Source organism: Kaistella yananensis (assembly GCF_026107505.2).
Lineage (GTDB): Bacteria > Bacteroidota > Bacteroidia > Flavobacteriales > Weeksellaceae > Kaistella > Kaistella yananensis.
Map to the genome: position 1 here is coordinate 764,203 of NZ_JAPCHZ010000001.1, position 22,297 is coordinate 786,499.

Below are 22,297 nucleotides of genomic sequence, written 5' to 3' on the forward strand. Positions count from 1 at the left end.
TCTATTCCTGCTATTTAATCTTCATACATCACATATTTCGTTCTGATTTTCCGAAAATCTTCGAGTCCTTTTTTCCATGAATCTTTGATTTCTACGGCAGATTTCCCGGCAACGATTTGCTTTCGAAGTTCGTCGGTTCCGGCCAATTTATCGAAGAAAAGGTTTTTCAGGAAGAAATCCTGCGCAGGATTTTTGTAATTACTGTAAGCTTTCAAAAGCCAGTCAATATTCAGTGCGTGCAAATCTTCAGGATAATCGGAAAGGTTTTCACCAAAGCATAATTTACCGTTCAGGAAAGGATCTTTAGCGCCAAAATTAGGGCGTGGCATAAACTGATAAGGCAAGTTTTTGGTCCAGGGACTTCCGTAAATCTGAAACGGCAAACCGGTTCCGCGACCTACGGAAACCTGTGTTCCTTCGAAGAAACATAAACTTGGATACAGGTTTATTGCCTTGTCATTCGGCAGATTTGGTGAGGGTTTGTCCAGAACTCCGTAGCGCTGCTTTTTATGATAATTCAGCATCGGAATTAAAGTATATTTTGCCTGAACACCATTTTTTAGCCATTTTTCACCGTTTACCATTTTTCCATATTCACCGATCGTAAGTCCATATACAACCGGGACATTATGCATACCTACAAAACTTTTCCATTGGTCTTTCAGAACTGGACCGTCGATATAACCATCGTGCGGATTGGGTCGGTCAAGTACGATTACTTCTACTCCATTTTCGGCGCCTGCCTCCATAACATATGTTAAAGTTGAGATATAGGTGTAAAATCTTACGCCCACATCCTGAATATCAAAAAGAACAATATTGATTCCTTTCAGCTGCTCCGGTTTTGGTTTTTTATTGTCGCCATACAAAGAAATTATTGGGATTCCAGTTTTTGTATCCACTCCGTTTTTCACATGTTCACCAGCATCTGCATCTCCGCGGAACCCATGTTCAGGTGCAAAAATCGTTTTGATTCTGATGCCGTTTTTCACTAAAAAATCGACCAAAAAGGTGCGGTCTTTCAACAATCCTGTCTGGTTCGTAACGATTGCCACCGTTTTATTCTGAAGGAGCGGCAGGTAAAGTTCCGGCCGGTCGGCACCAGTTTTAAAACAGTTTTGATCGGTATTCTGCGCAAAATTCATCTGGCAGAAACCAAAATAAATTAGCACAATCAGAAGTAAATCTTTAATTTTGGCGCTTAAACTCATCGGCTTGAAATTTCCATTATATTTTTCTAAAAAAATTGCTTTTTCCAAAGATAACAAAAATAATCTCTCACGGATTATTGTGTTTATCGGCAGGCTTTCCGTAGCATTGGGAGTTATCGTTTCGCTGATCACGGTGTCTACCGGCATTGGTTCCAAAACAGCCATAAAAGAAAGAATGGCCGATTTCTCCGGACATATTTCGATAAAGTCCAAGCAATCCAACAATTCTTATAACTCTTCGATACTGAGCACTGAAGGGCTTCAGATCGATAAAATAAAACAACTTGAAGATGTGGCGAGCACCCAGAAATATGTTTCTGTAAGCGGCATTTTGCGTAACGAACATAATTTTGCGGGAATTATTTTCAAAGGCGTCGGTAAAGATTTCGATGCCGAAAGGTTCAGGAAATTTATTATTGCCGGTACAACTCCAGACATTACAGAAAAAGGCTTCAATAGCGGTGTATGTATCTCACAGAAAATCGCCAATGACCTGCATCTTAAGGTAAAAGACAGTATTGTTGCTGTTTTTTCAAAGGAAAACCAGAGTCCGCTTTACCGCAAATTTGAAGTAGTCGGGATTTACAAAACCGATATCAAGATGATTGATGACCTCTTTATCATCGGCGGAATCAACCATGCCCGCAAAATTCAGGGAATGGAAAAGAATGAAGTTGGCGGTATCGATGTTTTTCTGAAAAACATCAATTACATCGACGAAGATGCTCCGAAAATCGACAAACTTGTAGGCTATAAAAATTATATTGTAAAAGCCACAGACGAATACCCGCAGATCATGGATTTCATTGCGATTTTTGATACCAACATCGCGCTGATCATCATCATTATGTTGGTAGTAGTCATCATCAATATTGTAATGGTGCTTTTAATTCTGATTATTGAAAGAACAAACTCCATCGGAATGCTGAAAACACTGGGCGCCACCAACGCACAAATCCAGACTATTTTCATCAATTACACACTGATGATTATGATTCCTGGACTGGTCATCGGAAACCTAGTGGGAATCGGTTTCTTACTGATTCAGAAATATTTCGGAGTCATCAAACTGAATCCTGAAAATTATTATCTCAGCACAGTTCCCGTGGATCTCAATATCCTTCATATTCTGGCAATATCGGTAGGAATTCTTCTAGTATCAGCAATTTCGCTTATTTTACCGAGTTACCTTATCAGCAAAATTTCGCCGGTAAAATCCCTTAAATACAGTTAATTATAATTTAAACATATATGAAATATTCAAAAAACATTCTCGAAACCATCGGAAATACGCCGCTTGTAAAACTGAACAAAGTTTTGGGCGAAGATTTTCCGGCATTGGTTTTGGCGAAAGTTGAAACATTTAACCCCGGAAACTCGGTGAAAGACCGAATGGCGGTAAAAATGATTGAAGATGCTGAAAAAGACGGAAGGCTAAAACCGGGCGGAACCATCATCGAAGGAACCTCCGGAAACACAGGAATGGGGCTTGCCCTCGCAGCCATCGTAAAAGGTTATAAATGCATCTTCGTTACCAATTCGAAACAGTCTAAAGAAAAATGTGATATCCTGAGAGCCGTGGGAGCTGAAGTAATTGTTTGTCCTACTGACGTAAAACCAACGGATCCCCGCTCCTATTATTCCGTTTCCAAAAGACTGGCTACGGAAACCGAAAACGGATGGTATGTAAACCAATATGATAATTTATCGAACCGCCAGGCGCATTACGAACAAACCGCTCCGGAAATCTGGGAACAGACCGAAGGAAAACTCACGCATTTTGTTGCAGGAGCCGGAACCGGCGGAACTGTTACGGGTTGCGGAACGTTCTTTAAAGAGAAAAATGCGGACATCAAAGTCATCGGTGTGGACACGTACGGTTCTATTTTAAAAGAGTTTCACGAAACCGGAGAAATTCATTACGACCACGCTTATACTTACGTTACAGAAGGAATTGGCGAAGATATTATCCCCGAAAACTACGACATGACCGTGATTGATCATTTCGAGAAAGTAACCGATAAAGACGGTGCAATCTATGCGAGAAAACTGGCAAAAGAAGAAGGTATTTTCTGCGGATATTCTGCAGGAAGTGCCATTGCTGCATTGGTTCAGATGAAAGATCAGTTCACGAAAGATGATGTAATCGTAGTGCTGTTACACGACCACGGGTCGCGTTACGTAGGCAAAATCTACAATGACGATTGGATGCAGGAAATGGGCTGGTTATAAAATTACAGCACAAGTGCAAAAAAGAGCAAACAGTGTTTTGCTCTTTTTTTGTGATCAATTGTTATTTTTCGTATGATTAATTTTCTAAAATTTGGCTCAGCTTTTCGGTAAGATTTTTTCGTGAAAATTTTTCGATGTTTTTTATGTGCGATGAACTGCTTCCCGATTTCCAGTTTTGGTATTGGTTCAAAATAAATTCTTTTAAAGAAGCTGCATCCTGATACGAAAAATGTTTACCGGCGTGGGTTTCAGAAAGAATTCTCTTTACATCGCTGTCTTGCGGACCAAAAGAGAGAATTGGTTTTCCGGTGGCTAAATACTCAAAAATCTTTCCGGGGATAATTCCTTTCGAACTGTCATCCGGGAAATTGGTAATCAGAAGCAAATCCGAATCCTGCATTTCCGCATTTGCTTTGGAATGAGAAAGATAACCCAAATTACTGAGTGAGTTTTTCAGTGCAGAATTTTCGATTTCAGATAAAATTTTATCATCTACTCTTCCTACAAATTTCAGTTGGAAATCGTTTTCAAAATCAGGATTTTCAGCAATGATATCATTTAAAACTTTCCATAAAATTTCGGGATTCCGGAGCTGTTCAAGAACGCCGATGTAACTTATTGTAAAATTTTTTGCCTCAATTTTTGCCTCAATTTTTGCTTCTCTGTCAAATCCGTTCGTAATACAAACTGCATTCGCACCTTTTTGTCTGAAATTTTCAGCATCGGTATAACTTGTGGCTAAAGTAATATCCGCAGTTTTGAAAACCTGCTGCTCAAGGTCGCGGTGCTTTTTGTCTGAAGATCTTGTGAGTTTTAAATGTTTGTAATAGGAAATTTCGGTCCAGGGATCACGGAAATCTGCAATCCATTTCAGGTTGGGAAATTCTTTCTTCAGTTCCAGGCCGATTAAGTGCATAGAATGTGGCGGGCCAGTGGTTACAACCGCATCAAAATGATTCTCTTTAAGATATTTCTTCAGGAATTTTGCTGAAGGCTTTACCCAAAATATGCGGGCATCGGGAATAAAGAAGTTTCCTCGGACCCAAATCGAAAGTCTGGATTTCCAGGTTTGGTTTTTACCAACATCGAACTGGCCGGCTTTGAATTTTTTATTGTCTTTACCAAAAAGTTCGGCAATCTGATAGGGTTCCCAAATTTTTGTTCTGATGATTTTTAAATCCTTTGAAACTTCATTCTGCAAAGTTTCATCAACAATAGGATAACTTGGATTTTCGGGGATAAAAACGGCGGGATTCCAGCCGAAATCGGGTAAATATTTCACAAATTTCAACCACCGCTGAACGCCGGGCCCACCTGCAGGTGGCCAGTAATAAGTGATGATTAAAATTTTTTTGTTATTCATTATATATTACCGCAAAAGAGGCAAAAGTTTTAATGCGATTCAGCTGTTCAAAAGACAGCAAAATCTAATGTTTTTTGTAATGAATTAATAATTAGTCCAGCTGATCAAAATATTTATTAACGAAAGTTTCCTAACCAAGGTGGTACAAATTCTTAACATTAAAATTAACCAAAATTCCTTTTGGGACTTCTAATAAATTCATATAATTTAAAACTTGAGATTTATGAATATCTAAAATTTGCGTTACGGATTTAATTTCTAACACAATTAAATCTTCAATTAAATCTTCAATTAAAAAGTCACATTTAAAATCACAATTCAAGTTTTCTTCCTTATAAATTACCGGAATTACAAACTCAGATTTAAACTGAATATTTCTTAATTGAAACTCTTTTTCTAAAGCTTTGTGATATACAATTTCAGCCAATCCCGAACCCAAAATTTTATGAACTTCAATACAGGCGCCGTTGATTCTGTAAGTAAGGTCTGTAATGTACTTCTGGGTAATCATAAAACTTTTTTAATCTTTGTATTACTGAGAACTGTGCAATTTCCTTTTGCCTCTTTTGCGGTAAAGCATATATATTCCAGCTAAACTCAGGGTTAAGAAAAGTCCGAATGTGATCATTGAAATTACTTTTCCGGTTTGAATAACCGCAGGTTCGAAGATCATTTTTACGGTATGATTTCCGGCCGGAACATGAACCGCTCTGAGTAAATAATTCGCTTTGATATAAGGAACTTCCTGATCATCAATCAACATTTTCCAGCCTTTTGGATAGTAGATTTCAGAGAAAACAGCTAACTGCGGTGTTCTTGATTGTGTTTTGAATTCCAGTTTATTGGGCTGATATTTTGTAAGATTCAGAACCGCTGCAGCATCTGGCTGTATTGGTTTCCCGTCAAAATATTTTCTATCTTCATTCGAAATCACCGCAATTTTCTTGGTATCAACTTCACCGATCTGCTTGATTTCTTCGTTAGGAGAATTTACAAATTTCAGTTCAGAAACAAACCATGCATTGCCGTTTGCCTGGGGATTCACCACTGCTTCAGGATTCTCAGCATCACCGAAAATCATGTATTTTGTGTTAAGCATATTGAGAATTCTCGGTACCCGAACGGTATCGGTACGGCTGAAATATTCGTTGATTAAATCATCATAACGGCGAAGTTTCACGGCATGATAGCCACCCACAGAGGATTTAAAATAAGAAGTATTGGTCTCGCTGAATGTTCCTAAAACCTGATTGTAAATTCTGTAATGGGTTTTGTCTTTTTCAGCGATAAGTTCAAGAGTTTTGTTTACGTTTGCGTTAGCAAGAAGAGTTTGTAGGTTTCGGTTTTCGCCAACTTTCTGCATCAGCAGTTCTGAATTTTCAGTCTGAAAAGGATTTTCAGTAAAGGTTTTATCGATGAAGTTTTCGTTATTCAAATACCTTTTGTTAACACTCCACAAATCAAAAAGACTCACCAAACCAATAATGAGAATGGCTAAATTCTGACTGATTTTCCTCTTAATTCCTAAATATAAAACGGTAGCAGTGATACCGACATAAACAATAGCTTTTATTGCATCAATCGTGAACATTTTCGAACGTTCATCTACTAAAAAATCGAGCAGGAATGGCGGCAGATATGCTTTTTCATTATCTGTATAGAAACCTAAAACTGATTTACCAAAAATTAAAAGCAAAACTGTAATTCCCAAAGTTCCAGCACTTACATACGTGAGGATTTTCTTTTTGTAATCTTCTGTCAGAATATTTTCAGAATTAGTTTCCGTCTTTTCATTAGAATTGAAAAATCTGTAAAGACCGACCATGGCAATTAAAGGAAACAGCAGTTCTACCACGACCAGAATTGAACTTGGCGCCCTGAATTTATTATAAAAAGGAACGAAATCAATAAAGAGATCCGACACGATCATAAAATTGCTTCCCCAAGCCAGAAAAATCGTGAGAATTGAAGCGCCTAAAATCCAGTATCTGTATTTTTTCCAGGCAAAGAAAAAGCCCAGTATCGCAAGAAAAACAACTACCGCGCCCTGATACGCAGGTCCGGAAGTTCCGGGTTGTTCGCCCCAATAAGTCAGCGAACCGAAACCCCTTGAAATACGGTCCATTTCTTCCTGCGAAGACACGTTTTCCTGAACCAACTCCTGAACACGGTTCATCATTCTGTCGGAACCTTCTTCTGTGCTAGAACCGCCCATTAATCTTGGAATAAAAAGATTTAGTGTTTCCAGTTTTCCATAGCTCCACATCAGCATGCTTTCCTTATCCATTCCCGATTTTCCGGAAGCGTGTATATCGTTGTCTAAAATCTGCTTCCCACGAACAGTTTCGGTGACGTATTCGGAATTAGCCATTAACCGCTGAGAGTTCATTCCAACACCAAGCAAAAAAGCGAACGCTAAAATCCCGGAAGCGATTCCGAAATGCTTCCATTCGGTTTTCCCCTGAATTGCCCGCACGAGTTCTGAAATAAACAGAAATCCAAGCGCAATAAAAAGGTAGTAGGTCATCTGCGGGTGATTTGCAGCAATCTGAAGCCCCATAAACAAAGCGGTTACAATGAAACCGATAATGTATTTTTTACGGATGTAAACCAGAAGAATCCCTGCAAGCAGCGGCGCAAAATACGCTACGGTATGTATTTTTCCGTTATGTCCAGCTGCAAGTGCAATGTAAAAATAAGTTGAAAGTCCGAAAAAAGTTGCTCCTAAAAATGCGTACTTCCAGTTTCTTACAGCAACCATTCCAAGGAGGAAAAACCCTGAGAAAAGCAGGAAAATATAATTGGCGGGTTTGGGCAGAAAGTTAAGTAAATCATCAACTTTTTTAATGATATCGCCCCGGAACTGTGCTCCCATCTGGTACGTGGGCATCCCACCGAACATGGAGTCGCTCCAATAGGTTTCTTCCCCGTTTTGGGCGCGGTAATCCAATAGTTCCTTGGCGCCGCCTTTGTACTGCACAATATCGTGTTGAAAAAGCTGTTTGCCCGTGAGAACAGGGTTTGCATAAACCAAAGCCAGGATGATAAAAACAATAATGCTTCCTGCGATGAATATGAGTTTTCTGTTTTTTGCCATAGTGAATATCATCAATAAAAACCCTTTCAAAACTACTAATTTCAAAAGGGCTGCGTTTATTTTTCTTTGTATTTATTTTCTTTTACTTCTTCGTAATCAACCGTTTCTGCATCCCAGTTAATTTTGGAATCCAAATTTTTCTTGGTTTTCCGGGACTGTGTTTCGTTTCTGTTTTCTGGTCTTGGGAATTTATAAAAATTGCTGAAAAACATTCTTTTTAAAATATTCCAAAGGAAAAAGATGATGATGGTTGCGAGAATTAACTCTAAAATATACTTCATTGTTTATCGCGATTAAGAAATGAACAATTTGCCGCCGATTACTTCGCCGGATTTACCTCTACCGTCGAATTAGAAACGCTTTTCATGGTTTGCGACTGTTTGCCGTCGGAAAGTGTTTCAGACTGCGTCGTTTTCACAGAAATTGTTTGGTTTTTTATCCAGCCGGTATTCTGGTCAAGTGTAATGATTCCGTTCTGAGAAAGTTCAGAACTCATGCTTCGGGTAATTCCTTCCTGGGTTTTCTTATCGGATTTTTTTGGAATTCCGCCTCCTACGGCAATTACGGCTACGCCATCGCCCACGCTTTTCAGCATGTAGGTGGTGGTGAGTTTAATTTTCCCGTCGGGTGTTGCATTTTCACTTTGGGACCATTTGTCGCCGATTTTTACGCCTTTTGCCGGAAGCAAAAGCAGGTTTTTGGTAAACTGTTCTTTCAGGACTTTTTCGTTAAAACTTTCTTTAAAACTGTTTACAAAAGCCGTTTTCTGCTTAGCATCTTTAATCGCAGCTCCTGCCGAAGCAGCAATTTTACTATAAACCGGATCGAAACCTGTAATCGAAATCACTTTACCGTCTTCACCCATCTTCATACTAAGTTTGTTCCCAACAAGGGCTTTATTCACTTTCCACATCATTTTCAGCTGTTCATCTGCCGGTTCCGCAAGTTTGGTATCAACAGCCACGGTTTTTCCGTTTGCCGACTGGGCATTTCTTTTACCGATTAGGTTGATGGTGATATCGTAAATTCCGTTTTCGAACTTATTTACAGTAAATGACATTTCATCGGTACTTTCGCTGGTTCCACTTTGGGTTTTACCATCCGGCGCGGTCATGGTCTGTACATCTTTCTGATAGGTTTTCAGCGGATAGGTTTTGCCAACTTCCAGCTTAAAAGACTGGGTATAAAGTCCCATAGAATCTTTAATTGCCGCAGCTGCTGCTGCCGTTTTTTCAATCTTTGCTGAGTCCTCTACAGGAACTTCAACCGTAACAGTTTTACCGGTTTCGGGATCGACTTTGGTAATGGTTTTGGTTTCTTTTTTACAGGAAACAAGGGCTATAGAAAGAAGCGCGAGGGCTGTAATTTTCTTCATTAAATAATATTATAAGGTTTTGAATTCCGGAAAAACAGTTTTTCACGTACTGAAGGCAAATTTAAGGTAATTATTTTTGATGATTTCAATCCTTCCTCATATTTTTCTGAATTACCTGCAGCTTATGAATCACCAGAATGTGCCGGAAGAAAAAAGTCGGACTAATGCCCGACTTCCAAGTTTTCAGCCCGAATTATTCTTCTGAGATTAATTTAAGTTTCTTCAGACCCGAACCGTAGGATTTCTCCATCTGTGAGTCCATAAAAAGCTTCATCAGGTTCATCGGGTAATCGAGTTCACAATCCATTGACCAAGTGACTTTTGTGGAATTTCCTTCCGGACTCAAAACCAAATCTGAGGTCGCTTCGCTTTCAAAAGGTATTTCGAAAATCATTTTCGTCGACTGTTTCTGATTCGGGACCAAAGCGGTAACGATGTGGCAGCCTTTTCCCGCATCATCATTACCTTCCCAGCAATACTGGTCGCCAACTTCACCGGAATTTCCGGAGTAAGTCACTTTTACATTCGGGTCCAGGTCCATAAACGGATTCCATTGGTTGAAAGCCTTCATCGAACTCATGTTTTGCCATACTTTATCGGCCGGTGCATTGATGACGGCAGAAGTTTCGAAATGGTATTTCTTACCCATCAGCAGCATGACAACGATAAGTGCAGCAACCACGCCCACCAGGATTTTTAAAAAAGTTTTCATGACGGTTTATTTTAGTTTTAATGTTTAAACAAATATAAAATATAAATTTCAGTAAATTTACACCTTCGTATGACATTACTTTGACATTGCTTTTACCTTACTTTAAGTTTCCGTTCACAAATCTTACACTATGCAAAATCCATTATTAGAAAATTTCAATACCAAACACCGTTCAGCACCTTTCAACGAAATAAAGGAAGAGCATTTTCTGCCCGCTTTTCAGGAGCTGATTAAAATTTCTGAGAAAGAAATCGATGATATTGTTGAAAACAACGAAGAACCAAGTTTTGAAAATGTTATCGAAGCGTTGGCCTACTCGGGCGAAAAACTTGATGTGGTTTCCAGCATCTTCTTTAATCTGAATTCAGCTGAAACTAATGACGAAATACAGAAAATCGCGCAGGAAGTTTCGCCACTTTTAACAGAATTTTCAGCAAAAATCTCGCAAAACGAAAAACTCTTCAGCAAGATTAAAAAAGTTTACGAAGAACAGCAAAAATATCAACTGAACGAAGAACAACAGATGCTTCTAAGCGAAACTTACAAAGGTTTTGTGAGAAGCGGCGCTCTGCTGAATGAAACCGATAAAGAAAAATTTAAGGAAATCAGCATCGAGCTTTCTAAAAAATCGCTTCTGTTTGGGCAGAATGTACTGGCTGAAACCAATAATTATTTCAAACATATCACCGACGAAAAAGACCTGGCCGGAATTCCGGAAGCGATTCTTCAGCAATACCGGGAAGATGCGAAAGAGCGCAATCTTGAAGGTTTTGTGGTGACGCTGCAGTACCCGAGTTATATTCCCTTTATGACGTATGCGGAAAACCGCGAACTGAGAAAAGAACTGGCATTGGCAAACGGAAAAAAATCATTCAGCAATAATGAGTTTGATAACCAGAATCTCATTAAAGAGATTATCACCCTCAAGCAGGAAAAAGCGCAGTTACTGGGCTATAAAAACTATGCGGAATACGTTCTGGAAGAAAGAATGGCCAAATCTCCGGATCAGGTAACTTCTTTTTTAAATGAACTTCTGGAGAAAGCCAGACCTTACGCAGAAAAAGAAATCGAAGAACTTAAAACACTTGCAAAAGCAGACGGAATTGAAGAAATGCAGAGTTACGACCATACTTTCTATGCAGAAAAACTCCGCAAGCAGAAATTTGATATCGACGACGAGGAACTGAAACCTTATTTCCAGCTCGAAAAAGTTCAGGAAGCCGTTTTCGGTTTGGCTAAAAAACTTTTCGGACTTGATTTTGTGGAATCCACCGAGATCCAGAAATACCACGAAGAAGTAAAAACGTACGAAATTTTTGAAGACGGCGTATTTAAAGCACTTCTATATGTGGATTATTTCCCAAGAAAAGGGAAACGTGCCGGCGCGTGGATGACTAGTTTTAAAAATCAGTTCCGGAAAAACGGAGAAAATTCAAGACCGCATATTTCTGTAGTCTGCAATTTCTCGAAACCCACTTCAGACACGCCAAGCCTGCTCACTTTTCAGGAAGTAACCACGCTTTTCCACGAATTTGGTCACGCGCTGCATGGGGTCCTGGCAGATACCACGTATCCAAACCTTTCAGGAACTTCGGTAAAATGGGATTTTGTAGAACTTCCGTCGCAGTTTCTGGAGAATTTCTGTTATGAACCGGAATTCCTCAGAACTTTCGCCAAACATTATAAAACCGGTGAAGTTTTGCCGGATGAGAAAATCCAGAAAATTTCGGATTCCAAAAATTTTATGGAAGGTTACCAGACTTTAAGGCAGCTTGGTTTCGGGCTTCTGGATATGGCTTACCACAGCAATGCCGACAAGGTTGGCGACATCAAAACCTTTGAAACCGAAGAAACAAAGGCCACTAATCTTTATCCATCAAATCCGGAAACGGCAATGAGCACAAGCTTTTCGCATATTTTCCAGGGCGGATATTCTGCGGGTTACTATTCCTATAAATGGGCCGAAGTCTTGGATGCGGATGCTTTTCAATATTTCAAAGAAAACGGAATTTTCAATCCGGAAATCGCCGCAAAGTATAAAGTCTTGCTATCCTCAGGAGGCACAAAAGATCCGATGGAACTTTATAAGAACTTCAGAGGTAGCGAGCCCAAAGTAGAGAGTTTACTGAAAAGGGCTTTTGGATCATAAGAACAAATAGATTTGTAAAAAAACACGTGAAAATTTCACGTGTTTTTTGGTCTTTGCAGAAGCATCTTAAAGTTTTTTGATTAACGCTGATTAGTTCATTAATCTGCCACTTTAAAAAGTTTTAAAGAAGTGTAGGAAACAGGCAAAACGCCTAAATTTACCGGAAGAACACCGCCTGTGTTGAGGGCGAACGTAAGTGTATCACCAGCATCTAACTGAACAAGAGAATGGAGGCTCGTGGACGTTACAGGTATTGTAGCAACCGGAAAAAGACCCACTTCTACCCTCACGCCATTGAACGGTTTAGTTTGCCAAACGGCGGTATTTTTATATAAAACTAAACTTTTACCGGAAAGAACGGTAAGATCAACCCCACTTAACTGAACTTCAAAATTCACATCGTATATTCCGGATATAGGAGCAGTATACACTCCATCGGTAAACAATGCCGAATCGCCAATCCTGGTATCATTTCCAGAAAGACTGATAGGATAAGTGCTGTCACCAAGGTTAATATTAAGCAATGACCAGCTGCCATTGCGGTGCGCAGAATACGCAGAAGAACCTGCACCGGTGGAACCCAGCAAATTACTTACCGCAATTTCCTTTAAAACAAAATCTCCGGATGCAGATTTGTCTATTAACAATACGGCTTGGTCATTGGATGGCGAAGTAACTGTTTCAACTGTTCTAACCTTTAGATTACCATTCACATCTAAAGTTGCCTGCGGATTTGTTGTATTGATTCCAACATTACCTGACTGTGCGTAAATAATTGATGATACACACAACATTAAAATAGGGCATAGTAATTTGTTCATACTTGTGTATTTTATGTTAATCAATAAAAAACACATCAAATACCATTCCTATCGACACCTAAAAGGCTAATTTTTTATTAAATAATCAATAAAAATCAATTATGATTAACTACGCACGCAGCACACAAGAAAAAGAAATTCTATTTTGAAAGCAAACGACCACGTTCCTTTGCAAGTACCGGAATCGATATAACCCCCATCACAATCATGATGACGAGCTGCATGGTGTGGGAGATAAATGCATAAGACAGCCCTACTTCGCCACCTTCTTCTGGGTTTTTACCCATTGAAAGAAAGAGTGCCATAATCCCCAGTTTCAACGCGAAGTGAAAAGCACCGATTCCGCCGGATGCCGGAACCATCATTCCTAAAGTCCCTACAACAATGATAAAAAAGCCATCTGCAAAAGTAAAATCCGAAGTTTCCGGAAGCGCAAAACACACGAGATATGCTGCCAGGTAGTAAGAAATCCAGATGGCAAGCGATAAAAGAATGAATTTCCCTTTCTGCCGCATTTTAAAAATCGACATCAAACCGTGAATAATTCCGGTAGCGAAGTTTAAAATTTTCTGATACAGCAAAAATTTTTCAAGTCTTTGTTTTAAAGCAAAAAACAAAATCGCCAAAACAACCGCTGCTCCCAATAGAAGAAATAATTTATTGTTAGATTGTGGTTCTGGAGTTTTTCCCTTTACCTGAGTGACATACCGGTAAAAGGAAAGAATTGCATCATATTTAAAAATCAGGGTCAGAAGAAGGAATCCTCCCATACATACAAGATCCACTACCCGTTCGAGAATAATGGTGCCGAAAGATTTGTCTACAGGAACTTTTTCAACTCCGAAAAGGGCGGTAGAACGGGCCAGCTCTCCGCTTCTGGGAATGGTAAGGTTCATCAAATATCCGAAAGAAATCGTCCACAACGCATTGGAATTCGAAATTTTATAACCCATTGGTTCCAAAAGCAGATTCCAACGGACCGCCCTAAACCAATAAGCCAGAAGCCCGAAGAATGCCGCGGCGAAAACCCAGAAGTAATTGGCTTTTGCAAAGTAACCTGCAATTTTTTTGAATTCCATTCCTTTCAGTGCGAACCACATGAAAAGCCCTGCAATGGCAAGAGAAACAGAAACTGTAATGAGTGTCTTTAGAGGATTTGGTTTTTTATTTTCTTCCAAAGGGGGGAAATTTAAGTGCGGATTCAGAAATTAAGTAAGGAGATTGGTCTTTTCATCAGGGAAAATAATCTTGGGCTGGAAAGTCTGCGCTTCTTCTGGCGTCATTTGTGCATAAGAAATAATAATGATGATATCATCTTTCTGTACGCGCCTAGCTGCCGGACCATTGAGGCATATTTCGCCGGATTTTCTTTTTCCTTTTATGGCATAGGTATCGAAACGTTCACCATTGTTTACATTTACGATATACACCCTTTCCCCCACCACAATTCCGGAGGCCTCCAGGAGGTCTTCGTCAATCGTGATGCTGCCGATATAATTAAGGTCTGATTCGGTAACCCGGACTCTGTGGATTTTAGATTTAAATACTTCAATTAACATGGCGCAAATTTAATTATTTTAATCAAAACGAGTGAGAATTTTAATCTTTTAATTCTAATATTCTCTACGTAAAACCCACTTCAGAAGCCTGGGAATATCATCACTATCAATAATTTAACACTTATAGAGCATCGGTTGCACCAAAAAATCCACTGCAAATTCAATAATTCATAATTATGAATAATAAAAATCTTAAATCAGAAAACGTAGGATTATAAAGGTTTTGGCATGATTTTATAGGCTGCAAATGCTTATTAATTGAAAAAATCCTGATTTATAAGTTTATGTTAAATTATACTCTTTTCTCAAGTTTTGATTAATTATATATAAAAAATTTGCACAATTTGAAAATTGTTTTATATTTGCTTTAACAATAAAACTAACCTTAATAATATTATTATGAACAAGTCTGAATTAATCGACGCAATCGCAAAAGATGCGAACATTACAAAAGTTGCTGCAAAAGCTGCTTTAGAATCTTTCATTTCTAACGTAACTTCTACTTTGAAGAAAAAAGACGGTAAAGTTTCTTTAGTTGGTTTCGGTACGTTCTCTGTAGCTGAAAGAGCTGCAAGACAAGGTATTAACCCTGCGACCAAAAAACCAATTAAAATTGCTGCTAAAAAAGTTGCTAAATTTAAAGCTGGTGCAGATTTAGCAGGAGCTGTAATGGGCGCTAAGAAAAAATAATTACTTAGCTCACAGTAAAATTAAACCCCATCTTTCGGTGGGGTTTTTTGGTGCATAGCCAATAAATGTTCAGGGAGCAAGGCGACTGATCTTCCAATCGAAATCTTCCTGAAGTTCGTAAATTATCCTGTCGTGAAGACGATTTGGCCTACCCTGCCAAAATTCGATCTCGTAAGGTTTAGCGAGATAACCTCCCCAGTTTGCCGGGCGCGGAACTTCCTTATCTTCATACGCCCTCTCCAGATTTTTCAGTTTCTCTTCCAGAAAATTACGGTCGGGAATAATCTGGCTCTGCGGCGAAACCACAGCACCTAACTGACTGCCTTTCGGGCGGGATTGGAAGTAACCGTCGCTTAAATTCTCCGCCAGCCTTTGCAGATTTGCTTTGATAATAATCTGTCTTTCCAGATGCGGCCAGAAGAAGTGAAGACAGGCCTGGTGACGCTGCTCTATCGCTCTGCCTTTTCTGCTTTCGTAATTGGTATAAAACACAAAACCTTCCCACGTATACGATTTCAGCAACACCATTCTGGTGCGTGGGCAGCCGTCATTTTCTACCGTAGAAACCGACATCGCATTGGCCTCAGAAACATCCGGATGCTCCTGTGCCTCAAGGTACCAGTCTCGGAACTGCTCCATAGGATTTCCTTTAATTTGATTTTCAAGAAGTTGAGATTTTTCGTAAACTTTTCTTTTGTCGTGAAGATTTTCCATTAAATTTTTTATTACATTTGATAAGAGGTTTTTGTAGAACCACCAATTTCAGATGAATTACTCGTACAAAGGTAAAATATTAATTTCCACTCCGGATATTTCCGGCGATATCTTTTCGCGCTCGGTTGTTCTTATTGTAGATCATAATGATGAGGGCGCTTTTGGATTAATTCTCAACAAAAAAAATAAAAATATGAGTGAACGTCTGCATACGATTTTTGGTTTTGCAGTAGATGTTTACGAAGGCGGACCAGTAGAAAATGACAAAATTTTCTTCATCTGCAGAGGAAAAAAGGTGACTGAGAATTTTTCGGAAATCAGTGATGAATTTTACCTGACCGAAGACATCGAAAATATCGTTACCGGAATTGTTGAAGATGAAATTTCTGTAAATGAAATCAAAGTATTCTCCGGTTATTCCGGTTGGGCGTCACAACAGCTGGAAAGTGAGGTAAGGCGTAAAATGTGGACAGTGGTAGAAGTTTACAATTTAGACTATACGCTGCCTAACGACGAAAGTTTATGGAAAAACATCATGCAGAACCTAGGTGGCGAATTTCTGATCTGGGCCAATGCTCCGGAGGATGTTTCAATGAATTAAGCCGGCTTGTCTTTCAACAAAAAACTTTAACAAAACTTTAGCGCAGACCCAAATAATTTCCGTATTTTTATTACGTTATTGCTTTAACATAAAAACTAAAACCCGGTCAATGACTTTCTTTCAAGGTTGTTTATCGGGTTTGTCAATTTCAGGCGAAATCGCTTTTCCACTTGCTGATTATTTCGGCAAATCTCATGTTTCCGAAAGTTTTGTTTCTGATTTTTGAGACGCTGCAAATTCCTTTTTCATCGGAAATCATTAAAATTTCCTCTGCCTTCTGAGATTCAAACGCGATCATTTCCGATTCCTGAATCTCTGCCAAACGGTGTTTGTGTACAAAGGTTACAAAATTCTCCATTAAAGGTGAAATATAGGCACCTTCGGTCTGTTTTGGGATGCGGATGATGTTCTCATTCAGGAAAAGCAAATTCCCGGAAATGCTTCTAGCGATCCGTTTGTTGGGATTCAGCAGGATAACCTCATCCAGATCGTTTTCCTTTGCGTAAATCTCAGCATAAATATTTTCAGGGCAGTGAACCCGGATGTTGCTCAGAAGATTGGTGTTTACATTAATCTCTTTAATCAGATCCAGTTCTATTCCGCCCTGCAACGCCAACACATCTTCGACTTTTTTAACTTCGAAATAGAAGGAAACTTCGGCTTTCCCGAGCGACTGTTCGGTTCGGTTGCGGTACATCAAGAGCATTATTATTGCCTCGCTTGCCCCTTTATCGATAACATTTTCTTTAAAAAGGTTCTGGAAGAACTCCAGGGTATAAGTAAGCGGGATATTCATGCGCATTTTACGCATAGAAGCCATGAGGAAAAAATAACATTCTTCGGCCATGATCAGCTTCGAGCTTCGCACAAAAAAGGAAACCTTTACTGCATCACCGTAAAGAAATGCACGGTTTTGAGGCTGAAAATTATCGGAACTAAAGACAGTTTCTAACAAAATAAGGGTAGATTTTTATTAAAAAAATAATGAACGAAAATTCGTCCATCAAGTTTATCGGTTCAAAAAAATTAAGATGCGCCCAATTTTATTTTTAGATTTTCGAGGAGATTTTCCCAGTAGAGCTGGTTTTCGTCCTCGTCTCCCGGATCACAAAAATCTGTGATATTAAGCGAAAGATCTTCCGTAATATCATCAATTACAATACTCATTTCGAAGAAATTTTTGGTTCCTTCGTCTTCTTCCCAACGAAAACGCACAAAACTTTCAGGTTTGTAGCGGATAAGCGTGGCTTTTTCTGCCGGTCCACTGTTCCAGCTGAAGAAAAAGTCGTCGCCTTTTTCCACAACCTCATCAGCAAACCACTCGGAAAGCCCCTCTGCACTTGCCAAATATTCATATAAAATCTCCGACTGACAGTGCATTGGAAATTCGTATTGCACTTTCGTTTTCGCCATATCGTTCCCTATTTTTTTATTGTGCCGCAATATATAAATTAATTTCTTAAGTATGCAAAATATTTAGTCGAATATGCGAAATATCATGAGCCCGAAATGCCTGATTTTCTTCCATCGGAATTCCCGCTTTCACTACTCGCTTTTTCTACCTTGTTACGACGGCTTTAATGCACAACAAGGTAGAAAAGAGCTCATACAAAACCGTTCAATCGAGGCTGAAATTTCAGAGCGTTTCTATTTCGGGGATTTTCATTCTTCATCAAGAACCTGAAGAATAATTTCGCAGCCTTCCTTTATTTCCTCCAGCGATAGGGTAAGCGGCGGCGAAATGCGTAGATATTCGTTTCGGTAAAGCTGCCAGAAAACGACCAAACCTTTTTCCATGCAGCGTTTTGCAACATTCAAAGTATATTCCGCAGAACCAAGATTTACGGCGAGCATTAATCCGCGGCCGTTGATATTTTTAATTTTAGGATGAACCAATAATTCACGGAAGAGTTTTTCTTTTTCGTCCACTTCATTCATCAGTCCGCTGTTCAGAACTTCTTTCAGCGTGGCATAGCTTGATGCCGCAATGAGTGGATTACCGCCAAATGTGGTGATATGCCCAAGTTTTGGCGAATGCGATAAAGTTTCCATGATTTCTCTGGAACTCATAAAAGCGCCAACAGGAACGCCGCCGCCCATTCCTTTGCCCATTACCAGAATATCGGGAACGATCCCGTAATGTTCGAAAGCGAAAAGTTTTCCGGTTCTTCCGAATCCTGGCTGAATTTCATCCAGAATTAGCAAAGCGCCCACTTCTTCGCAACGGGCTTTGAGTTTTTTCAGATAATCATTCTCCGGAACCAGAAATCCTGCCGCTCCCTGAATGGTTTCCATAATCACGCAGGCTGTTTTCTCGGTTATTCTTTCCAGGTCTTTTTCGTCATTAAATCCGATGAAAGTCACCATCGGAAGCAGCGGACGGAATTCACGCTTATGATATTCGTTTCCCGAAACCGACAAAGCGCCGTGGGTATTTCCGTGATACGAGTTTTTGAAAGAGACGATTTCTTCTCTTCCGGTGTATCTTTTCGCAAGTTTCAGGCTGCCGTCGATGGCTTCGGCACCTGAATTGACGAGATAAGTAACTTCCAAAGGATTGGGAGTGGCTTCTGCAAGCAGCTGGCAAAGTTTTACAGGCATTTCCTGGGCATATTCGCCGTAAACCATCACGTGCAGGTATTTTTCTGCCTGCGCTTTAATGGCTTCTACGATTTTTGGGTGAGAATGTCCTAAAGTATTGGCGGAAACTCCTGCGACAAAATCGAGGTATTTTCTGCCGTCTTTACCGTAAATGTAACTTCCTTCGGCTTTTTCCACTTCAAATCCTGCTGCGAATTGTGTGGTTTGTGCCTGATATTTAAAGAAATCTGATTGCATATTGTATCGGTTTTATATTTTAAAAAACATAGCGTTCCTACGGAACGCACCGCTGTTATGTTATTTCATCTCTACACACATCGCGTTCCTACGGAACGCCTCCTATTCTGGGAAATTTTCTCCGGCTACAAAATCGAGGTATTTCCTACCGTCTTTGCCGTAAATGTAACTTCCTTCGGCTTTTTCCACCTCAAATCCTTCTGCGAATTGTGTGGTTTGTGCCTGATATTTAAAGAAATCTGATTTCATATTGTATCGATTTTATATTTTAAAAAACATAGCGTTCCTACGGAACGCACCGCTGTTATGTTATTTCATCTCTACACACATCGCGTTCCTACGGAACACCTCCTATTCTGGTAAATTTTCTACACACATCTCGTTCCTACGGAACGAAGCGAGGTAATGTATTTCATTTCTACACGCATCGCGTTCCTACGGAACACCTCCTATTCTGGTAAATTTTCTACACACATCTCGTTCCTACGGAACGAAGCGAGGTAATGTATTTCATTTCTACACGCATCGCGTTACTACGGAACGCCTCCTATTCATATAAATTTTTCAACACTCATCGCTTTCCTTCAGAACGATGCAAACTATTTCACGCTTATCTTCGCCCGCAATATGCGCCCCGGCCTGAGTGGAGCTCTTTTTGTGAGGAGGAACGACGAACAAAAAAGCGGGAACGGAGGACGGATAAAAGCGCCCAAATAAAAACTATTTCCTTACGCGTTTAGGTTTCTTGGCTTCCTCTTTTGCCTTAGCATCATCGATGGCTTTCTGGGCCTGGTTATAGAGGGTATCGGCTGGTTCGTACTTTATTTCTTCATACTCTGGTGTATCAAGGAAAATGTCCTGCCATTTGCGGAGACGGTCTTTGGTATTCCAGTTAAAGTCCGGGAAAAACCGTTTTTCCCTCGCAATTTTACTCATCGGATAGACATCGGTATTAGCTCCGACATTGCAGGAAATAATCTGCACTTTGTTTTCCTCAAACTCCGCTTCTATTGTGCCACAGGTAGAAAGCGCAACTCCTATCCTTTCGGTTTCTTTGGTTTTTTCGTTCGTATCATCGGCATAGGTAATGGCCTGTGCATTACCGATGACTTTGGCCAGACTTATTTGGTTTTCCTTGTAATAAACGGTCATCAGCTTGCCTTTAATCTGGTTGAATTCATCCTTCAAGTTTAATGAATCTGCTTTGCTGATGGCGAACGCATTGCCTACCACTTTCAAAGAATCGATGTACTCGTTTTCGGTGTCGAAATAGGCTTCAATTTTATCGCCAGTAACCTGCTTTTCACCACTCCACGCAATCGGTTTTCCGAAAAGATGCATGATGCCGTCGGTTTCATTAAAACTTAGGGAATCTGCTCTAACCTGAATGTTTGACTTGTACATTCTGGCTTTCCGGTAAGCCCTGAGGAAGCTTTTTTTCTTCAAAGGATCGTTTGCGTCCAGCTTTTGGTAAGCCAGGATCCGCTGCGCAGAAAAGTACATGGAATCTTTTTCCAGAATTTTCACGGCATAAGGCCTCTCGGTCATCATCGCCGAATCCTTTTTTTCGTAGATCTCGCCGTAACCGCCTTTCATATAACGGTTTTCGGCCGGATCGCGAAGTGTTACGTTTCCTTTGGCTGTTCCGAATCCTGTGATTTGGTTAAAATACATATCGTCGCCGGTAAGCACTTTGCCATTATAATGAATCCTGGAGTTTTTCTTCAGATAAACTTCCTTTGAATTCATGTTATAGGAACCTTTTTCAGTATAAATGAAGTTTGATGGATTGTTTTTGTTGGTAATCGTCGTGGGACCGAAAAAATCTGCTGTGTTGGTCACCTGATTTTGTTTGATGTTGGTTCCTTCAACGGTATAATCCGGATTGTTGATCTTTACATTTCCTGTAAAATCAATCATTTTGGTAGCCAGATCGTAAGTTGCAGACTTAGTGTACATCACATTGGTTGCATCCGAAATGGTTCCGCCGGTATTGAAATACGCTTTGTTCGAAATCCTGTCGTAGTACAAAGTCTCTGTTTTGATCGTTTGTCTTGGGTCTGTAAGGACAACATTCTTTCTGGCGATTCCTTTCTGCGAATTTCCGTCGTACTCCATTTCTCCTGCGGTAATTACAGATCCGTCAGCATTTTGAAGCTTTACGTTTCCGGTAGCTTTGATGAAATTCTGTTCCTCATAAAAAATCACTTCATCTGCAGTGAGCAGCGAGCCCTGATGCTCAAACTGCACATTGCCTGAAAAATAAGGATTGCCGTTATATCTTTGGGGATTTTTCTGAAAAAAATCGGAGTGAATAAGGCGAACTTTATCTCCGGGAGTTGCATTTTGAGCGGTCCCGAAATATGGATCTTTCACCAAAGGGTCCTGAGGTCTGGTGACAATCTGTGCAGAAAACTGAACACAGATCAAAAGAAATAAAACGAAAAGGTTTTTCATTAATTTTTTTTGGTACCGTAAAAATAGAGCGAATGAGAATCAATATTTACACCAAATGCGTTTTCAATTGCTTCTTTAATCCCCTGAATTCTAGGGTCGCAGAACTCGATAATCTCTTCTATTTCTTTATCGGAATCTTTTTTATAAATCACCAGATGATCGTGCTGTTTATCGAAATAAGATTTTTCGTAAGAAGATGACGTGAGGGTTTTCTCGCCAAACTGGTGTTTTCGGATGAGGCCTGCATCCAGAAAAATTTCGATGGTATTGTAAATGGTTGCTTTGGAGACATGGTATTTCTTCTGCATCATCAGAAGATAGAGGTCATCTACATTAAAATGATGCTCCATGGAGTAAATTTCCTCTAAAATGGTGTAGCGTTCCGGGGTATTTCGGAAACCTTTTTCAAGAAGATACTGTCTTAGGACTTCTTTTATTGTGGTTATATTAAGATCTTTCTGTTTCGGGTCCATCAAAA

21 protein-coding genes and 1 pseudogene are annotated in these 22,297 nt (G+C 39.7%); 5 read left to right on the top strand and 17 right to left on the bottom strand.

All coding sequences use genetic code 11. From position 1 onward, the window contains the following. Nucleotides 1–14: 14 nt before the first annotated feature. Nucleotides 15–1,211: an exo-beta-N-acetylmuramidase NamZ family protein gene (locus OK344_RS03455; RefSeq protein ID WP_265143457.1), complete on the bottom strand. Its 1,197-nt coding sequence runs from the start codon at nt 1,209–1,211 to the stop codon at nt 15–17. A gap of 4 nt (nt 1,212–1,215) precedes the next feature. Here OK344_RS03455 and OK344_RS03460 point away from each other — a divergent pair, with 4 nt between their 5' ends. Together OK344_RS03460 and OK344_RS03465 are read left to right on the top strand one after the other, a co-directional pair. Continuing rightward, entirely contained in the window at nt 1,216–2,445 is a 1,230-nt protein-coding gene (locus tag OK344_RS03460) for an ABC transporter permease (protein ID WP_265143458.1), read from the top strand. Nucleotides 2,446–2,462: 17 nt separating this feature from the next. Next, a complete protein-coding gene (locus tag OK344_RS03465; protein WP_265143459.1) occupies nt 2,463–3,443 on the top strand; it encodes a PLP-dependent cysteine synthase family protein in 981 nt (326 codons plus the stop codon). A 76-nt stretch (nt 3,444–3,519) separates the two neighbouring features. Here the strand turns inward: OK344_RS03465 and OK344_RS03470 are convergent, their stop codons facing one another. The 6 genes from OK344_RS03470 to OK344_RS03495 form a co-directional block, all read right to left on the bottom strand. Further along, nucleotides 3,520–4,806 carry a glycosyltransferase family protein gene (locus OK344_RS03470; protein ID WP_265143460.1) on the bottom strand — a complete coding sequence of 429 codons (1,287 nt, stop codon included), beginning with the start codon at nt 4,804–4,806 and terminating at the stop codon, nt 3,520–3,522. Nucleotides 4,807–4,936: 130 nt separating this feature from the next. Next, nucleotides 4,937–5,317 (bottom strand): GxxExxY protein, encoded by a 381-nt coding sequence (locus OK344_RS03475; protein WP_265143461.1) that lies wholly within the window; start codon nt 5,315–5,317, stop codon nt 4,937–4,939. Between the two features lie 21 nt (nt 5,318–5,338). Further along, nucleotides 5,339–7,903, bottom strand: a complete 2,565-nt coding sequence (locus OK344_RS03480; protein WP_265143462.1) for a YfhO family protein — start codon at nt 7,901–7,903, stop codon at nt 5,339–5,341. A gap of 56 nt (nt 7,904–7,959) precedes the next feature. Next, complete coding sequence (locus OK344_RS03485; RefSeq protein ID WP_265143463.1) at nt 7,960–8,184, bottom strand: hypothetical protein; 225 nt, start codon at nt 8,182–8,184, stop codon at nt 7,960–7,962. Between the two features lie 38 nt (nt 8,185–8,222). Then, nucleotides 8,223–9,278, bottom strand: a complete 1,056-nt coding sequence (locus tag OK344_RS03490) for a DUF6263 family protein (protein ID WP_265143464.1) — start codon at nt 9,276–9,278, stop codon at nt 8,223–8,225. A gap of 193 nt (nt 9,279–9,471) precedes the next feature. After that, nucleotides 9,472–9,990 carry an SRPBCC family protein gene (locus OK344_RS03495; RefSeq protein WP_265143465.1) on the bottom strand — a complete coding sequence of 173 codons (519 nt, stop codon included), beginning with the start codon at nt 9,988–9,990 and terminating at the stop codon, nt 9,472–9,474. Nucleotides 9,991–10,120: 130 nt separating this feature from the next. Here OK344_RS03495 and OK344_RS03500 point away from each other — a divergent pair, with 130 nt between their 5' ends. Then, nucleotides 10,121–12,139 carry a M3 family metallopeptidase gene (locus OK344_RS03500; RefSeq protein WP_265143466.1) on the top strand — a complete coding sequence of 673 codons (2,019 nt, stop codon included), beginning with the start codon at nt 10,121–10,123 and terminating at the stop codon, nt 12,137–12,139. A gap of 98 nt (nt 12,140–12,237) precedes the next feature. Here OK344_RS03500 and OK344_RS03505 read toward each other — a convergent pair whose 3' ends face one another. From OK344_RS03505 to panD, 3 genes are all read right to left on the bottom strand, one after another. Then, nucleotides 12,238–12,960: a hypothetical protein gene (locus OK344_RS03505; RefSeq protein WP_265143467.1), complete on the bottom strand. Its 723-nt coding sequence runs from the start codon at nt 12,958–12,960 to the stop codon at nt 12,238–12,240. 140 nt (nt 12,961–13,100) lie between these two features. After that, nucleotides 13,101–14,138 carry a lysylphosphatidylglycerol synthase transmembrane domain-containing protein gene (locus OK344_RS03510; RefSeq protein ID WP_265143469.1) on the bottom strand — a complete coding sequence of 346 codons (1,038 nt, stop codon included), beginning with the start codon at nt 14,136–14,138 and terminating at the stop codon, nt 13,101–13,103. A gap of 30 nt (nt 14,139–14,168) precedes the next feature. Beyond that, nucleotides 14,169–14,519, bottom strand: coding sequence for an aspartate 1-decarboxylase (gene panD / locus OK344_RS03515; RefSeq protein WP_088469994.1), 351 nt, complete (start codon nt 14,517–14,519; stop codon nt 14,169–14,171). Between the two features lie 399 nt (nt 14,520–14,918). Between panD and OK344_RS03520 the strand changes: the two genes are divergently transcribed. Continuing rightward, nucleotides 14,919–15,209, top strand: coding sequence for an HU family DNA-binding protein (locus tag OK344_RS03520; protein WP_088469993.1), 291 nt, complete (start codon nt 14,919–14,921; stop codon nt 15,207–15,209). A 69-nt stretch (nt 15,210–15,278) separates the two neighbouring features. On the opposite strand, the gene pdxH is transcribed toward OK344_RS03520, so the two are convergent. Next, nucleotides 15,279–15,923 (bottom strand): pyridoxamine 5'-phosphate oxidase, encoded by a 645-nt coding sequence (gene pdxH / locus OK344_RS03525; RefSeq protein WP_265143470.1) that lies wholly within the window; start codon nt 15,921–15,923, stop codon nt 15,279–15,281. A 52-nt stretch (nt 15,924–15,975) separates the two neighbouring features. On the opposite strand from pdxH, the gene OK344_RS03530 reads away from it, so the two are divergent. After that, complete coding sequence (locus tag OK344_RS03530) at nt 15,976–16,524, top strand: YqgE/AlgH family protein (RefSeq protein ID WP_265143471.1); 549 nt, start codon at nt 15,976–15,978, stop codon at nt 16,522–16,524. A 148-nt stretch (nt 16,525–16,672) separates the two neighbouring features. Here OK344_RS03530 and OK344_RS03535 read toward each other — a convergent pair whose 3' ends face one another. The 6 genes and pseudogenes from OK344_RS03535 to OK344_RS03560 all read right to left on the bottom strand — a co-directional run bounded on the left by OK344_RS03535 (nt 16,673) and on the right by OK344_RS03560 (nt 22,292). Further along, a complete protein-coding gene (locus OK344_RS03535) occupies nt 16,673–17,479 on the bottom strand; it encodes an aminotransferase class IV (protein ID WP_265143472.1) in 807 nt (268 codons plus the stop codon). A 71-nt stretch (nt 17,480–17,550) separates the two neighbouring features. Further along, nucleotides 17,551–17,937: an START-like domain-containing protein gene (locus OK344_RS03540; RefSeq protein ID WP_265143473.1), complete on the bottom strand. Its 387-nt coding sequence runs from the start codon at nt 17,935–17,937 to the stop codon at nt 17,551–17,553. Nucleotides 17,938–18,186: 249 nt separating this feature from the next. Beyond that, the gene (locus OK344_RS03545; protein ID WP_265143474.1) at nt 18,187–19,362 is read right to left on the bottom strand and encodes an aspartate aminotransferase family protein; all 1,176 of its coding nucleotides are present in this window, start codon (nt 19,360–19,362) and stop codon (nt 18,187–18,189) included. A gap of 120 nt (nt 19,363–19,482) precedes the next feature. Next, nucleotides 19,483–19,611 (bottom strand): annotated as a pseudogene (locus tag OK344_RS03550) (aspartate aminotransferase family protein); the annotation flags it as partial. 471 nt (nt 19,612–20,082) lie between these two features. Further along, on the bottom strand, nt 20,083–21,819 hold the full coding sequence (locus OK344_RS03555) for an OstA-like protein (RefSeq protein ID WP_265143475.1): 1,737 nt from the start codon (nt 21,817–21,819) through the stop codon (nt 20,083–20,085). After that, nucleotides 21,819–22,292 carry a Fur family transcriptional regulator gene (locus OK344_RS03560; RefSeq protein ID WP_088469987.1) on the bottom strand — a complete coding sequence of 158 codons (474 nt, stop codon included), beginning with the start codon at nt 22,290–22,292 and terminating at the stop codon, nt 21,819–21,821. Before OK344_RS03560 ends, OK344_RS03555 begins: the two co-directional genes overlap by 1 nt. Nucleotides 22,293–22,297: the final 5 nt, after the last annotated feature.